Here is a 14617-nt window from a genome sequence, read left to right on the forward strand (position 1 = left end):
CCGGCGGCGGATGCGGCACCGGGAATGCTGGTCGTGGTCAACTGTGCGCCGCGTGGCCGCCCGTGGAGCCGAAGCCGTCCGCACCGCGCACGGATTCCGGCAGCGCGTCGACCTCGCGGAACTCCGCCCGCTCCACGCGCTGGACGACCAACTGGGCGATGCGGTCGCCGCGTGCGAGCTTGACCGGGGTCTGGGGGTCCGTGTTGAGCAGGGTCACCCGGATCTCGCCGCGGTAGCCGGCGTCGACGGTGCCGGGCGCGTTGACCAGCGTCACCCCGTACTTGGCCGCGAGCCCCGAACGGGGGTGCACGAATCCTGCGTAGCCCTCGGGCAGCGCGACGGCGATTCCGGTGCCGACGACGGCTCGCCGCCCCGGGTCCAGGACGACGTCCTCGGTCGTGACGAGGTCGGCGCCGGCGTCGCCGGGGCGTGCGTAGGCCGGCGGTGGCAGGTCGGGGTCGAGGCGGTGGATGGGGATCTCGATCCCACCGCCGCTGCGGGTTCCGTTACTCACACTGAGCGAGCTTATCGCGGTGCGGAGCCTGGGTCGGACGCCGACCGGGGGCCGGGCCGCACCGCGGCGTCGGCGGGGCGGCCCGGCTGCGCGGTCCGGTGGCGCGGTCCGGCGGCGCGGGAGCGCGACGGCGTGGACCGTCCCGCGCCGCCGCCGGTCTAGTCGGCCGCGGGCAGACTGACCTCGACCCGGAGGTCGGTCTCGTCGGTGGCCTCCAGATCCAGCCGGGCTGCGCGCCCGGCCGCGGCCAGGTCGTCGCCGGCCAGCCGCACGTGGTGGACGTTCTTTCCGCGCACCGCCACCTGATCGATCTCCGCGCGCATGGACAGCTTGGCTTCGGACTTGGCCTTGCGGACCATGCGCAGCACCTCGGAGGCGGAGGCCAGCACGGCGGGGTCGCCCGCACCGGCGGCGGCGCGGAACTCCCCGGCGTCGGGCCAGGATTCGCCGTGCACCGACCCCTCGTTCCACCAGCTCCACACCTCGTCGGCGACGAAGGGCAGGAAGGGTGCGAACAGGCGCTGCAGCGCCGAGAGGGCGATCAGCAGCGCCGCGCGGGCCGATGCGGCGGCCGGTGCGGAGGTGTCGTAGGCGCGGGCCTTGACCAGCTCCAGGTAGTCGTCGCAGAGCTCCCAGAAGAACCGCTCGACCCGTTCCAGAGCGCGTGTGTGGTCGTAGGCCTGGAAGGCCGACGTGGCGTCCTCGACGACGTCGGCGAGCGCGGCCAGCATCGAGCGGTCCAGCGGCTCGGTGACGGCCGCCGGATCGGCCGGGGTGCTTTCGCCGGCCACCGACAGCGCGAACTTGCTCGCGTTGAGGATCTTGATGGCCAGCCGCCGGCCGACCTTCATCTGGCCCTCGTCCAGCGCGGTGTCGGCACCGAGGCGGCCGCTGGCCGCCCAGTAGCGGATGGCGTCGGAGCTGTACTTCTCCAGCAGGTCGATGGGCGTGACGACGTTGCCCTTCGACTTCGACATCTTCTTGCGGTCCGGGTCGAGGATCCACCCGGAGACGGCCGCGCCCTGCCAGGGCAGGCTGCCGTGTTCGAAGTGCGCGCGCACGACCGTGGAGAACAGCCAGGTGCGGATGATGTCCTGGCCCTGGGGACGCAGGTCCATGGGGAAGACCCGCTCGAAGAGGTCGGGGTCGCGCTCCCAGCCTCCGGCGACCTGCGGGGTCAGCGACGACGTGGCCCAGGTGTCCATGATGTCGGGGTCACCGGTGAATCCGCCCGGCGTGCCGCGCTGGTCCTCGGTGTAGCCCTCGGGAGCGTCGGAGCTGGGGTCGACGGGCAGCCGGGACTCGTCCGGCAGCAGCGGGGAATCGTAGTCGGGGTTGCCGCCGCCGTCGAGCGGATACCAGACGGGGAACGGCACGCCGAAGAAGCGCTGGCGGCTGATCAGCCAGTCGCCGTTGAGGCCCTCGACCCAGTGCTCGAAGCGCGAGCGCATGTGGTCGGGGTACCAGTCCAGCTCCCGCCCGCGCGCCAGCAGCTCCTCGCGCACGGAGGTGTCGCGCCCGCCGTTGGCGATGTACCACTGCCGGGTGGTGACGATCTCCAGCGGCTTGTCGCCCTTTTCGTAGAACTTCACCGGCCGCGTGGTGGGCTCGGGCTCGGCGAGCAGGTCGCCGGACTCCCGCAGCATCTCGACCGTGCGCTCGCGGGCGGTGTGCACGGTGGCCCCGACCAGGCGGGCGTAGGCGTCTTCCCCGCCCGCTGCGGCGACGGCCTCGGGCGGCTCGGCGACGATGCGGCCGTCCCAGCCGACGACCGGCCGGGTGGGCAGTTGCAGCTCGCGCCACCAGGTGACGTCGGCGAGGTCGCCGAAGGTGCAGATCATCGCGATACCGGAGCCCTTGTCGGGCTCGGCGAGGCGGTGCGCCTTGACCGGGACCTCGACGCCGAAGACGGGGCTGCGCACGGTGTGGCCGACGAGGTCCCGGTAGCGGGTGTCGTCGGGGTGGGCGACCAGCGCGACGCAGGCGGGCAGGAGCTCGGGGCGGGTCGTCTCGATGACGACGGGATCGCCGCCGTCGCGGTGGAAGGCGACCTTGTGGAAGGCGCTGGTGCGTTCGCGGTCCTCCAGCTCGGCCTGGGCCACGGCGGTGCGGAAGGTGACGTCCCACAGCGTGGGTGCCTCGGCCATGTAGGCCTCGCCGCGGGCGAGGTTGCGCAGGAACGCGCGCTGGGACGTGGCACGGGCGTTGTCGTCGATGGTGGCGTAGGAGTAGCGCCAGTCGACGCTGAGTCCCAGTCGGCGCCAGATGTCCTCGAAGACCTTCTCGTCTTCGACGGTGAGCACGTCGCACAGCTCGATGAAGTTGCGCCGCGAGATGGGAACCTGCCGCTTGGGATCGGGCTTGGCCGGCGGCGTGAAGTCGGGGTCGTAGGCCACACTGGGGTCGCAGCGCACACCGTAGTAGTTCTGCACCCGGCGCTCGGTGGGCAGCCCGTTGTCGTCCCAGCCCATCGGGTAGAAGACCGACTTGCCGCGCATGCGCTGGAAGCGGGCGAGGGTATCGGTGTGGGTGTAGGAGAAGACGTGTCCGATATGCAGGGAACCGGAGACGGTGGGCGGCGGGGTGTCGATCGAGTAGATCTCGGAGCGGCTCTTGGTGCGGTCGAAGTGATAGACGCCCGATTCGTCCCATACGTCGACCCATTTCGCCTCGAGACCGTCGAGCGAAGGCTTGTCGGGCACACGGAAGGAACGAGAGCGGTTGGTCATGGCCAACATGGTAGAGGCTCGGCGGCCGTGTTCGCTCCGCGAATCCCCGACCGCAGCGGCCCGTGATCCGCGTGTCCCCCTCGGGGCTCCCGTGCGGGTCGGCCCCGCGGTGCGACGCGCCCCGCGTCGGCGGGGGCGGGGCCCGCCGGGCGTGAAAGGATTCCGTCCGGGCGCACGCGCCGGTTCGCGGCGCGTCGCAGGGCCCGCGGCCCGCGGGCCACGGCTCCCGGGCGGTGGGCGGGTGGGCGGCCGCTTCGACGCGGCCGCGCCGCCAGGAAGGTTAGAAGGGAAGCGATCCGACAGATGGCTAAGAAGAAGAACGGTGATTTCGCCACGCAGGTCGTCGGCAGCGTCACCGCTCTGGCGGCGGCGTTCGTCGCCCGGAAAGCGCTGACGTTCGCCTGGACCCAGGCCACCGGAAAGGCTCCGCCCACAGAACCCGAAGCCCCCGAGGTCAAGCTGAGCGAGGCCCTGGGATGGGCCGTGGTCACCGGAGTCGGCATGGAGGTGACGCGCGTCCTGGCGGTGCGCGCCGCCCACCGCCGGTTCGTCGGTTCCGGCGACGGCGCCGACGCCGACGAGGCGTGAGGGCGGCCGGAGCCGCCGTGTGCCCGCCGGAGGGGCCCTGACTGCCGCCTCGCCGGCGGGCGCGCGTTCCGTCAGCGGCCGCCGTCGGGAAGTTCGCCTGCGGCGGCCCGGCCGCCCAGGCCCGCGTCCGTCGGCGCCGACAGCCCGCGGGCGCGCAGGTCGGCGCGCACCGACGCGGCCAGCCCGCGGGTGGCCGCGCGGTTGAGCGTGCCCCCCGCGACCGCGCCCGTGAGATAGGGGCCCAGCGTGGTCATGTGGCGCCCCAGCAGCCGCATGAGGCGGCGCTGCAGCGCCGTTCTGGCGGCCGCGCCCAGCGTCGCCGGCAGCGCCTCGGGGGCGTTGACCGGGTCGATGCCGCGCTTGCGCGCCCACGCTCCGAGATAGCCCGTGGTGCGCTGCAGGGTCGAGCCCGACACGGGTGCGCCGTAGACCTCGTGCAACTCGGCGATGAGTTTGACCTCGACGGAGGCCACCACGACCGTCTCGGCCACGAGCTGCGCCGGCGCCGTCAGCAGCAGGGGCGGTGCGGTGAACTGCACCGCGGCCAGCGCCCCGCCGGCGGCGCCCACGGCGGTGGTGGCGCGCGTAGCGCTGCGCACCAGCGCGTCGGCGAGCTCTTCGCCCTCCAGGCCGCGGTAGTGCGCGAGGAGGGTCGCGCGATCGCGCACCGGGATGCGGGGAGCGATCTCGTTGGCGAACACGTCGGCCAGCCAGCGGCCGCGGGCCGCGCCCGTGCTGCGCGCCGAGCGCGCACGGGCCGCCAGTTCCGCGGCGAGCCGGCGCAGCAGCCCCGCCCGGCGCCGGGAGTCGGCCGGGTCCTCGTCGAGGATCGCGCCGACCAGGGCGCCGATATCCTCGCCGCCGACCACGGCGATCTCGCCGCCGGGCTCTACGGCTTCGGCTCCGCCACCGCTCGGGGGGTCCGCACCGCCCGGCCGGCGGCGCCCGCCGTGGTCTTCGCGGTCTCCAGCAGCGTCCTCGGACACGTTCTGCTCCCCTCCGGACGGGCGGCGCGCCGCGGCTTTGCCGGCGGCGCCTCCGGTGCGGAAGGCGGCGCCGCCGGCGGCCTCCCGCACCCGGGGCCCGTCCCGGAGCATTCCCGGGCCCGGCCGCGCGACGCGTGCAATCGGATCGCGAATCACGGAAAACAACAACGCGGAGTGTGAAGGCGCAAAGGACGATGCGTCTCCGGGAGAGCGTCCCGGAGACGCATCACATGCCGCGGCGTCAGCCGTTCGAGGCATTCGAGGAAAGGAGCGCGCCGGGCTCAGGCGGCGCACTCCTTGCAGACGAGCTGCCCCTTGCGCTGCTCGGCGAGCTGACTCCGGTGGTGCACCAGGAAGCAGCGCGAGCAGGTGAACTCGTCGGCCTGGCGCGGCAGAACCCGCACTGCGAGCTCCTCGCCGGAGAGGTCCGCACCGGGCAGCTCCATGCCTTCGGCGACCTCGTCGGGGTCGACGTCTACGGTGCTGGTCCCCTTGTCGACGCGGCGGGCCTGCAGCTCCTGCAGGCTGTCCTCGTTGATGTCTTCGTCGGCCTTGCGCGGGCTGTCGTAATCGGTGGCCATTCTGCTAACTCCATCCCCCTCGTTCTATGCCTCGTTGCGCGCTACCAACGCTTGAGAGCCTCGTTTTGTGCCCGGACCGCTGGATAACTTCCGCCGGCGCAAGTGGACTATGACCCCTCCCGGGTGCAGTCGCACCGCATCGCAGCACCCTTCGAATGGACCCGGTCGCGCTTCGTCGCGCCGTGGATCCACTCGCTCTCATGTGCTACCCAACGCCTACCGGATTGCGACCTATTTCCTCGTCGTTTCCTCCCCGCCTTCGGGCCCGGAGCGCCCGACGCGGAGCAAGAACATACACGCATACCGCGGATGCCATTCCCGCAGCGTTCGCGCCCGGGAGAGCATACCCACCGGCGACGCGCACTCGTCACCCGGGCCGTCGTGTCGTAGAACACGTATGAATATCATGCGCCGACCGCACCCCGCAGGGACTTCGTCGACCCCGTGATCAGCCCCGGCGCCCGGACGGCCAGATGTTACCTGCCTGCGGGGGCCGCTGCGTCCCGCTGTTCGACAGCGGGGAAGCGCACAGTGACGACGAGCCCCCCGCCCTGGCGCGGCCACACGTTGACCGACGCGCCGTGGGCGCGTACGACCGAGCGCACGATGGACAGGCCCAGTCCGGCACTGCGCCCGGACTTGACGCGGTCGCCGGAGGCCCGGCGGAAGGGCTCGAACAGGCCCTGGACCTCGTAACCGGCGATGACGGGGCCCGCGTTCTCGACCTGGATGGCCGGATACCCCTCGTAGATGCCCGAGCGCACGGTGATCTCGCCGTCGGCGGCGTTGTAGCGCACGGCGTTCTCGACCAGGTTGGCCACGAGGCGCTCAAGCAGGACCGGATCGCCGATCACGGCGGCGGCGCGCAGGTCGGTGCGCACGGCCAGGTCGGCTTTGTCCAGCTCGTCGGAGAGCTGGCTGAGTACCGAGCCCACGACCTCGCCCATGTCGACCTGGGTGCGCACGTCGAGTTCGCGGTCGCTCTTGGCCAGGAACAGCAGACCGTCGATGAGGCGCTCGTGGCGCGAGTTGGTCTCCAGCAGCGTGCGGCCGAGAGTCTTCAGGTCGGCGGAGGCGTCGGGGTCGCTGAGGGCGACCTCCAGCAGGGTGCGGTTGATGGCCAGTGGGGTGCGCAGCTCGTGCGAAGCGTTCGCGACGAAGCGGCGCTGGCCGTCGAAGGCGCGGTCCAGGCGCTCCAGCATCCCGTCGAACGTGTCGGCCAGCTCACGGATCTCGTCGTCGGGTCCGCTGAGCGCGATGCGCTCGTGCAGGGACCGCTCCGACAGCCGGCGGGCGATCCGGGTGATCTTGTGCAGGGGCGACAGGGCCCGCCCCGCGACGAAGTAGCCCAGGCCAACCGCCAGCAGCCCGACGATCACCAGCGCGATCACGGAGTAGCGCGTGACCGCGGCCAGCACCGTCTCGATGAACTCGGTCTTGCGCCGCTGGAGTTCGACCGGATCGGCGTCGGGCATCGTGAAGTTGAGGTTGTCCAGCAGCCCGGCCACGATGATGTAGTTGAGCAGCACCAGCAGCGAGCCGGCCGCGAAGAACAGCATCCCGTAGATGAGGGTGAGCCGCGCACGCAGGCTGATGTTGTCGGTGAAGCGGTGCACGCCTCCGGTGACCGGCCCCGGCGACCTGGCCGAGGAGGTCGCGGACTCGGCGGACAGGCGCCGCCAGGTCCCGGTGTCGCCCGGCGCAGTGGCTGCGACCTCCCCCGGCGACGCCGCCTGCTCGGCGTCCGGCTCCGGGCCCTGCGCGGTCAAATCCGGTACCCCGCTCCGGGCACCGTCTGGATGACCGGCGGCTCGCCGAGCTTCTTGCGCAGGGTCATGACGGTGACGCGCACGACGTTGGTGAACGGGTCGGCGTTTTCGTCCCAGGCCTTCTCCAGCAGCCCCTCGGCGCTGACGACGGTGCCGTTGGCGCGCATCAGCACCTCCAGGACGGCGAACTCCTTGGGAGTCAGCGTGATGGCGCCGCCGTCGCGCGCGACGGTGTGGTTGGCGGGGTCCAGTTCGATGCCGTTGCGGCGCAGGACCGGGGGCAGCGGCGGGACGGCGCGCCGGCCCAGCGCGCGCACGCGGGCGATGAGCTCGGGGAAGGCGAAGGGCTTGGTGATGTAGTCGTCGGCGCCCAGGGTCAGTCCTTCGACCTTGTCCTCCAGCTCGACCGAGGCGGTCAGCATCAGGATGCGGCCGGTGTAGCGCTGCTCGACCAGGGCGCGGGCGACGTCGTCGCCGTGGACGCCGGGCAGGTCGCGGTCGAGGACGACGACGTCGTAGTCGTTGACGCCCACATGCTCCAGCGCGCTGTCGCCGTCGTAGACGACGTCGACGGCCATGGATTCGCGGCGGAGTCCGACGGCGACCGTGTCGGCCAGAACCTGTTCGTCTTCGACCACGAGTACGCGCACGGTGAGTCCGTCGTCCTTAGCTGTACTGCAACCCGGAAAAAAGTGGGCCGCTGCCGGCGCATCCCCCAACACACCGGCAGCGGCGTCTGTGACCCCCGGCCGCACCGTCCGTTATCGCATCCACCCGATAAGGACGGGGTAAGCCCGTGCGCGGCGCCTGCCGTGCGTGGGCCCCGTCCTCCCCCGGCCTCGGCCGGTGGCGGACGCGCGGCGACCCGGGGGTGGCCACTGGGGAGCCGGCCCGGGCGGTCCCGGCGGACCGCCGCCCGTGCGGCTCCCTGTCTGTGCGCGGGTGTCGCTGCCGACGTATCCCCCGACCGCCGGCAGCGACGATCACCCCGCACATCTCGAATCTGACACATCCAGGATAAGAACCAAGTAAGCCCTGGCACACACAATCGAATGTGGTGTACGGCACCGTCGCCCGCGCTCGCCTGCGACGGCACCGACATGGTCGAGTGTCTCACGGCGGCCCGCGAGCGCGGGAGCATCCGCCGGCGACCGATCACAGCTCGGTCACGGACGTTTGGCCGCGCGAAGGGCGTGGGTATGGCCGTGACTTGCGGGTCGCGCCGGTCTCGACCCCGCTGTCCCCTGTCACGCTGCAGCAGCGCCGCTATGGCGCTGTGCGGCTTTGACGCGATGAAAAGTGAGGTGAAATGGGCGAGTTCCGAGCGGAGATCAAGGGCCGCATCAAGGAGATCCGCCAATCGCTCCAGGCGGCGCAGGCCGCGGGAGACGACGACCTCGCCGACGTGCACATGTCGGAACTTGAGGACCTGCACCGCATCGCCGCTCGCAACGGAGTCGACACCGGCTGCGGGTGAGCCCGGCGTCGCCGTTCCGGCCGACACCGGCGTCACGCCCGGAACGGCACACGACCGGCCTGGTGGGAGGCCGGCCGCGCAGTACACCACGCGCACGGGGTGTCCCCGAGCCCCGCACGGACGACGGAGCGCCTTCCCGGAGTGCCCGCACTCCGGGAAGGCGCTTTTCTCGTCCGCACCCGCCCGCCGGCCGGCCGTCAGCCGTCGGTGTCGGCGCCCAGCGGCGCGAGCAGGTCGTGCAGCTCGGCGAAGAGCTCCGGCACCGCCGCGATGACCAGATCGGGGGTGGGCGGGGCGCCGTGCAGTCCGCCCACCCGGGCGCCGGCCTCCTGGGCGATGAGCGCGGCCGCCCCCCAGTCCCACGGGTTGAGCCCGCGCTCGTAGTAGGCGTCGGACCGGCCGTGGGCCAGCTCGCACAGGTCCACGGCCGCCGATCCGCCGCGCCGGATGTCGCGCACCCGCGGCAGCACCGAGCCCAGCACCCGGGCCTGCCGAGCGCGGCGGCCCGACTCGTAGCCGAAACCGGTGCCCACCAGCGCCAGCTCCAGCGGCACCGCGGGCGCCGCCCGGATCGCCTCGCCGTTGCAGTACGCGCCGCCGCCGAGCACGCCGGTGTACAGGTCTCCGCGGGCCGGCGCCGCAACCGCCCCGGCCACCACCTCGCCGTCGACCTCGGCGGCGATGGACACGGCCCATTCCCCGCGGCCGTAGAGGTAGTTGACGGTGCCGTCGATGGGGTCGACGATCCAGCGCACCCCGGTGTCGCCGCCCTCGTCGCCGCCCTCCTCGCCCAGCACGGCGTCGCCGGGACGAGCGGCGTGCAGGCGCTTGCGGATCAGCTCTTCGACCGCGCGGTCCATCTCGGTGACCACGTCGGTGGGCGAAGACTTGGTGTCGAGGACCCCGATCCCGGACTGGCCCTCCGCGGCGGCGCGCCCTCCCTCCCGGGCGGCCTCCACGGCCAGGGACAGCAGCCCGGCGCGGTCGGGCGTGGGGGTGGTGCTCATGGTTCTCCCGTTCCTCGTACTCGTCGGTGCGGGCGCGTGCGCCCGCTGCCGCTGCACGGTGCGGCGCCCGTCACAGCAGCGGCGGCCGCTGCCAGTCCCGGCCCAGCACGTGGTGGTCCAGGAAGGCCAGGACGGTCCCGTACCAGACCCGGATGTTTCCCGGCGCGGTCACCCAGTGGTTCTCGTCGGGGAAGTACAGGAACTTGGCGTCGACCTCGCGGCTGACCAGGTCCCACCACAGCCGCAGCCCTTCCCCGATGGGCACCCGGTAGTCCTTGTCCCCGTGGATGACCAGCATAGGCGTGCGGATGCTGTCGGCGGCCGCCTGGGGCGAGGCGCCGCGGTAGCGCTCGGGGCGCTCCAGCGGGTCGCCGTACTCGGCGGTCCAGGCCCACGGGTAGTCGGTGGCGCCGGCGAAGGCCTCCAGCGACCACAGGGAGGCGTGGGTGACAACGGCGTCGAACCGGTCGGTGTGCCCGGCGATCCAATTGGCCATGTATCCGCCGAAGGAGCCGCCCATGGCGGCGGTCCGGGTGCCGTCGACGTCGTCGCGGGACGCGGCCGCGTCGGTGACGGCCATGAGGTCGGCCAGAGTGCGCTCGCCCCAGGCCGCCCGCCCGCGGCGGCGCATCTCGGGGCCGTAGCCGGTGGACAGCGCCGGATCCGGCAGGAGCACCGCATAGCCCCGTGCGGCCAGCAGCCAGGGGTTCCACCGCCAGGACCACCCGTTGAAGCTCATGTAGGGGCCGCCGTGCACCCACAGGACCAGGGGCGCCGGCGCCGCGGCCGAGGCGTCGGACGGCAGCACCAGCCAAGCTCGGATGCGGGTGCCGTCATCGGCTTCGGCAGCGGTCTCGGTCAGCACTCCGGGCATCTCCAGCGGCGCCTCGGGCGCCGGCAGCCGCACCGGGTGCTGCGGGCCTGCGGTGCCGGTAGCGTCGTCGATGCGCGCGGGTGCGGGCGGTTCGTCCCACGAGCAGCGCAGCGCGAAGAGCGCGGTGCCCGCCGGCGCGGGGTTGAGGTGGGTGTAGGTCCCGTCGTCGGCGGTGATGCGGGTGAGCCCGCCGGTGGCGGTCTCGACGCGGAAGACGGGGCAGCGGCCCTGATCGTCGGCAGTGAACAGCACGGCGGCGGAGTCGGGGGTCCACACGTACTCCCGCGGCCACAGGTCGTACCCGGCCAGCAGGTCGCGCCCCTCGCCGGTGGCGAGGTCCACGAACCACAGAGTGGCTTCGGGCGGCGCACCGCCGGGCCCTTCTCCACCGGAGAAGTCCCGCAGCGCTACGACACCGCGCCCGTCGGGTGAGGCCGCCGGCCCGCCGAAGTCGCGCTCGGGGTCGGCCGCCAGGACGCGGCGCTCACCGGTGGCGGTGTCGACGGCGACCAGCCGGTCGCGCCGTACGCCGCGGCCGGCGTCGACACTCCAGCCGACGACGGCGGTGGCGCCGTCGGGGCTGATGCAGGGCGCGCTGCCGTGGAGGGCCAGGCCCGGATCGGGGGTGAGGTCCGCGGCTTCGCCGAGGCGTGCGCCGGCCGCGGCGGGCGGCGCGGCGGCGAACAGCCGGGGCCGGTCCGGGCCCAGATCCCGGTCCCAGACGCGCACCGGCACCGACTCGTGCAGGATCGCGCTCACTCCGGCGTCCTTGCGCGCCTTGCGGGCCCGGGCGTCGGCCTCGGTATCGGCGGCGCCGGGGTGCACCTCGGAGGTGAAGGCGACGGTACCGGCCTCGCGGGCCACGGCGAGGGCGCCGAAGCCGCCGGGGCGCTCGGCCACGCAGTGGGCTTCGCCGCCGCCTGCGGGCAACAGCCACAGGGCGGGCGCGTCGGCGGAGACCGCGCTGTCGGGATCGGGGCGCGCCGAGGTGAACAGCAGCGAGCCGTCGGGCAGGAACGCCGGGGCGCCCTCGCCCGCCGCCGACCGGGTCAGGCGGCGGGGCTCGGCGCCGCCGGCGGGGTCGATCTCCCACAGGGCGGTCCGGAACGCGGCCCCGTCGGGGGCGAGCTCGCTCACGGGGGCGATCAGGCGGGTGCCGTCGGGTGCCAGGACCAGGCCGTTCACACGGCGCAGTCCGATGTATTCCTCGAGGTCGTACCAGGTGCGAACCACGTCGTGCGACTTCCCCTCTGCCCGGGTCTGTGTTGCGGGTCCGGGGCCGTCGGGAAGCGGCGGCCCCGGACCGCCTAAATTCCCGCCGACACACCGGAAATGCTGCGACATCGGTACCGGTATCGCTTCGACGCTATCGGGAGCGGGCGCCGCGCCGGAGCGCGCTCACCGGTCCGGCGCGCTCAGCGCTGGCTGCAGCACCCCTCGGGGCAGTCGTGGCAGGCCGGCAGCGCGGTCAGGCCGAAGGGCTCGGCGCCGGCGGCGCGCTCGGCCACGAGCTCGCGGACCATCGCCACGAAGCGCGGATGGGTTCCGGGGCTCAGCGCGCGCACGAAGTGCATGCCGTGCTCCCGGGCGGTCTCGCGGGCCTCGTTGTCGAGGTCGTAGACGACCTCCATATGGTCGGAGACGAACCCGTAGGGAACGGTCACGACCGCCGTGGCGCCCTGCCGGGCCAGGTCGGCCAGCCGGTCGTTGACGTCGGGCTCCAGCCACGGTTGGGACGGCGGCCCGCTGCGGCTCTGGTAGACGAGCTCGTAGGGGTGGTCCTCGCCCAGCCGCTCGCTGACCAGGCGCGCGACCTCGGTGAGCTGGGCGACGTACGCGCCGCCGGGGCCGTAGGCGTGGCCGGGCGCACCGCTGGCCTCGGCCATGGCCGTGGGGATGGAGTGGGCCGAGAACAGCAGGTGGGCGCCTGCCCGCCGGTCCTCGGGGAGCCGGTCGAGGGCGTCGCGGGTGTGTTCGACCAGCGGCTCGATGAATCCGGGGTGGTCGAAGAAGGGGCGGATCAGTTCGATTTCGGGCGCGTCGGGACCGACGGCCTCGCGTGCGGCGGCGATGTCGTCGAGGTAGGCCCGGTGGCTGGAGTAGTTGCTGTAGGCCGAGGTCGCCATCGCCACGACGCGGCGTATGCCGTCCCGGGCCATCTGCGCGACGGTCTCGCCCAGCATCGGGGTCCAGAAGCGGTTGCCCCAGTAGACCGGCAGGTCCACGCCCGCCCCCGCGAAGTCGGAGCGGATGGCGGCTATCAGGTCCCGGCACTGCCGGTTGATGGGGCTGACCCCGTCGTAGAGGTAGTAGTGCTGTCCGACTTCGGCCAGGCGCTCCCGAGGGATGTTCCGGCCCCGGGTGACGTTTTCCAGGAAGGGGATCACGTCCTCGTTGGCCTCGGGGCCGCCGAAGGAGACGAGCAGAAACGCATCGTAGGGCTCGTAGGGCATGGCTCCATCCAACCAGCTCCCCGCGGTAGCGCCGCTCCCCCTCGGCGTTGCGCGTGTCAGCGACGGCCGGCCCCCTGCAGACACGGCGCGCCGCGGCCCGGTAGTCTGCCGCGCCATGAGCAGTGTGGTGTGGCGCACATGGTCCGGTACGCACACGGCCCGCCCCCGCCGGACGGCGGCGCCCTCCAGCACCGCGGGTGTCGCCGCGGCCGTGCGCAGCGCCGCCGAGGAGGGGCTGCGGGTGCGGATGGTGGGGGCGGGCCACTCCTTCACCGGCGCGGCCGTCACCGACGGCCTGCTGCTGGCGCCCACGGGGCTGGCGCGGCTGCGCGGGGTCGACGCCGGGGCCGGCACCGCCACCGTGGAGGCGGGCATGCCGCTGTGCGACCTGAACGAGGAGCTGCAGGTGCGCGGGCTGGCGCTGGCCAACATGGGCGACGTCGCCGTGCAGACGGCGGCGGGCGCGATCCAGACGGGCACGCACGGCACCGGCCGCGACAGCGGCGGGCTGGCCGACCAGGTGTGCGCGATGGAGCTGGTGCTGGCCGACGGGTCGGTGGTCGAGTGCTCGCCCGAGCACGAGAGCGAGCTGTTCGCGGCGGCGCGCGTGGGGCTGGGCGCTTTCGGGGTGGTCACGGCGCTGACACTGCGGGTGCGTCCGGCGTTCCTGCTGCGGGCGCGCGAGGAGCCGATGGCTCTGGAGGAGGTCCTGGAGCGTCTTCCGGAGCTGCGGGCCGACAACGAGCATTTCGAGTTCTTCTGGTTCCCCCGCACCGGCCGCACCAGCACCAAGCGCAACAACCGCGCGGACGGCCCGGCCCGGCCGCTGAGCCCCCTCCGCGCCTGGCTGGACGACGAGTTCCTCTCCAACACGGTCTTCGAAGCGGCCAACCGGGTGGGGCGGCGGGTGCCGGCCGCGCTTCCGGCGATCAATCAGGTCTCGGCGCGGGCGCTGTCGGCGCGCACCTACACCGACGCTTCCCACCGCGTCTTCGCCAGCACGCGCCGAGTGCGGTTCGTCGAGACGGAGTACGCGGTACCGGCCGGAGATCTACCCGAGGTGCTGCGGGAGGTCCGCCGGATCGTGGACTCGGGGCGCCACCGCATCGGGTTCCCGGTCGAGGTGCGCTTCGCCCCGGCCGACAGCGGGTGGTTGTCGACGGCCTACGGGCGCGACACCGCCTACGTCGCCGCGCACGTCTACCGGGGTATGCCCTATACCGGCTACTTCCGCGAGCTGGAGGCGGTGTTCGCCGCCGCGCAGGGCCGTCCGCACTGGGGCAAGATGCACACCCGCGGCCGCGCGGACTTCGACGCGCTCTACCCGCGCTTCACCGAGGCCGTGGCGGTGCGCGACCGGGTCGATCCCGACCGGCGCTTCGCCAACGGCTATCTCGACACGGTGCTGGGCCGCTGAGCGTGCCGTCGGGTATCCGCGCCGTGTGCTGCGGGGCCTCCCGCGACCGCGTCCGGGCGGCGCCGTGGAAGCGCCGATCACCCGAAAGGCGGCACCGCACACACCGTCCGCGAAAAGTCGCATTCGACACGGGACGGGCCGGGATGGGCGGGATACCATCGGGCCCAGAGACGGCGGGCGCGGGTCCGCTACGGCCGCTCTGCCGCCTCGCCAGTCCGGTTC

The 14617-nt window shown here is 73.1% G+C and carries 12 protein-coding genes; 3 read left to right on the forward strand and 9 right to left on the reverse strand.

All coding sequences use genetic code 11. The annotated features are described in order from the left end of the window. Nucleotides 1-37: 37 nt before the first annotated feature. The gene (gene dut, locus HNR25_RS24815; RefSeq protein WP_376767565.1) at nt 38-514 is read right to left on the reverse strand and encodes a dUTP diphosphatase; all 477 of its coding nucleotides are present in this window, start codon (nt 512-514) and stop codon (nt 38-40) included. A gap of 158 nt (nt 515-672) precedes the next feature. Continuing rightward, nucleotides 673-3243, reverse strand: a complete 2571-nt coding sequence (gene valS, locus HNR25_RS24820) for a valine--tRNA ligase (RefSeq protein WP_184640415.1) — start codon at nt 3241-3243, stop codon at nt 673-675. Between the two features lie 303 nt (nt 3244-3546). On the opposite strand from valS, the gene HNR25_RS24825 reads away from it, so the two are divergent. Further along, nucleotides 3547-3831: a DUF4235 domain-containing protein gene (locus tag HNR25_RS24825; RefSeq protein ID WP_184640417.1), complete on the forward strand. Its 285-nt coding sequence runs from the start codon at nt 3547-3549 to the stop codon at nt 3829-3831. Between the two features lie 71 nt (nt 3832-3902). Here HNR25_RS24825 and HNR25_RS24830 read toward each other — a convergent pair whose 3' ends face one another. From HNR25_RS24830 to HNR25_RS24845, 4 genes are all read right to left on the reverse strand, one after another. Continuing rightward, on the reverse strand, nt 3903-4817 hold the full coding sequence (locus HNR25_RS24830; protein ID WP_376767566.1) for a hypothetical protein: 915 nt from the start codon (nt 4815-4817) through the stop codon (nt 3903-3905). Between the two features lie 281 nt (nt 4818-5098). Next, entirely contained in the window at nt 5099-5398 is a 300-nt protein-coding gene (locus HNR25_RS24835) for a DUF4193 domain-containing protein (RefSeq protein WP_184640419.1), read from the reverse strand. 476 nt (nt 5399-5874) lie between these two features. Continuing rightward, nucleotides 5875-7167, reverse strand: coding sequence for a sensor histidine kinase (locus HNR25_RS24840; protein WP_184640421.1), 1293 nt, complete (start codon nt 7165-7167; stop codon nt 5875-5877). Further along, a complete protein-coding gene (locus HNR25_RS24845; protein WP_184640423.1) occupies nt 7164-7817 on the reverse strand; it encodes a response regulator transcription factor in 654 nt (217 codons plus the stop codon). The genes HNR25_RS24840 and HNR25_RS24845 overlap by 4 nt, the downstream gene beginning before the upstream one ends. 659 nt (nt 7818-8476) lie before the next feature. Between HNR25_RS24845 and HNR25_RS24850 the strand changes: the two genes are divergently transcribed. After that, nucleotides 8477-8644, forward strand: a complete 168-nt coding sequence (locus HNR25_RS24850) for a hypothetical protein (RefSeq protein ID WP_184640426.1) — start codon at nt 8477-8479, stop codon at nt 8642-8644. A gap of 197 nt (nt 8645-8841) precedes the next feature. Here the strand turns inward: HNR25_RS24850 and HNR25_RS24855 are convergent, their stop codons facing one another. From HNR25_RS24855 to HNR25_RS24865, 3 genes are all read right to left on the reverse strand, one after another. Continuing rightward, nucleotides 8842-9651 (reverse strand): inositol monophosphatase family protein, encoded by an 810-nt coding sequence (locus HNR25_RS24855; protein ID WP_184640428.1) that lies wholly within the window; start codon nt 9649-9651, stop codon nt 8842-8844. A gap of 70 nt (nt 9652-9721) precedes the next feature. After that, nucleotides 9722-11758, reverse strand: coding sequence for a S9 family peptidase (locus HNR25_RS24860; RefSeq protein ID WP_184640430.1), 2037 nt, complete (start codon nt 11756-11758; stop codon nt 9722-9724). Nucleotides 11759-11940: 182 nt separating this feature from the next. Further along, complete coding sequence (locus tag HNR25_RS24865; RefSeq protein WP_184640432.1) at nt 11941-12978, reverse strand: ferrochelatase; 1038 nt, start codon at nt 12976-12978, stop codon at nt 11941-11943. A 115-nt stretch (nt 12979-13093) separates the two neighbouring features. On the opposite strand from HNR25_RS24865, the gene HNR25_RS24870 reads away from it, so the two are divergent. Next, nucleotides 13094-14395 carry a D-arabinono-1,4-lactone oxidase gene (locus tag HNR25_RS24870; protein WP_221459413.1) on the forward strand — a complete coding sequence of 434 codons (1302 nt, stop codon included), beginning with the start codon at nt 13094-13096 and terminating at the stop codon, nt 14393-14395. The last annotated feature ends 222 nt before the right edge of the window (nt 14396-14617 follow it).

The sequence above is a fragment of the Streptomonospora salina genome, assembly GCF_014204715.1.
In the GTDB taxonomy this organism is placed as follows: domain Bacteria; phylum Actinomycetota; class Actinomycetes; order Streptosporangiales; family Streptosporangiaceae; genus Streptomonospora; species Streptomonospora salina.